Source organism: Vibrio sp. 704, from assembly GCF_033339295.1.
The window spans coordinates 1-1,079 of record NZ_JAWOUH010000115.1 but is presented as its reverse complement, the minus strand read 5'-3'; the positions used below and the strand labels follow the sequence as shown (position 1 = coordinate 1,079).

The window sequence follows — 1,079 nt, the reverse complement described above, 5'->3', positions numbered from 1 at the left end:
CTGCAAAACGTTCGCTTTCAAGACGCTCAACTGCCTTATATTGAACAAGTCGACGTATGGCTGAACCCTGACATACGACGAGATGGGAAATGGATTATCGATAGCTTGCTGATCGATGGGGTGAGTCTAAAAAAAGGCATACCGACACAGCCTAACTTAGAGTCGATCCAGTTCCACCAGATTGCGCTGAAAAATATTGATTACGCGGATGCGCGCTTTTCCGTAACTGGATTGAGTATCCAAATCCAAGATCCTACTTGGCTAAACGCTCAACAATTATGGCCTTACGGCGCTATTCAGGCTTCTGCAGAGCAAATGTATTGGCACGGTGAGGCGATACAAAAAGTACTGGTTGATGTGGATTATCAAGCCCAAAACAGCACCCTCTATGGCACGTCTTTTAAATGGCGCAATAGCCAAATCTCAGGGCAAGGTGAGCAATATCCGCAAGGCTGGTCTTTGGTCAATGTCACGATTGATAAGTTGGCAATCACCAATGCACAGCGACAATCTTTACTCTCTAAACCGTGGCAAGAATTGCCGTTCACCATTAACCACATCAATAGCCTCGATTTGCTTAACGCCGATATTGAATGGGGGGAATGGCACTGGCAAAACCTTGAACTGTCCATTGAAGATGCCTCACTGCCTGCGTCTCTATGGAATGCCACTGCCAAAGTGTCTTTACAAGCTGACAGTGTTCGTTTCCAAGAGCAAACCGCAATAGAGCCACGCTTGAACGCCATTTTCACGCCCGAGAATATCCAGCTCCAAGAACTGAGCCTAGATTGGCAGCAAGGCCGCGTACAGGTTTCTGGTCAATTCAAACCGACGCACTGGCAACTCGACACGGCTTCTGTTCAAGGATTGAAATGGGCTATCCAGTCTGATGACAACAAGGATTGGTGGAAGGCCGCCACCAGCGCGTTACAAGAAGTGGATATCCAAGAACTTGATATTGAACGTAGTCAGATAATCCAATTAGCGCACGAACCATTCTGGCAACTCTCTGGCTTAAACGTCGAAGGAAAAGCGCTAAACTTAAAGCGTCAGGATCGTTTTTGGGGCGTATGGCATGG

The 1,079-nt window shown here is 47.3% G+C and carries 1 protein-coding gene; it reads left to right on the top strand.

From position 1 onward, the window contains the following. Positions 1–1,079 (top strand): AsmA family protein (locus R7R24_RS24830; protein WP_318119755.1); only part of this gene is annotated, 1,079 nt, incomplete at both ends.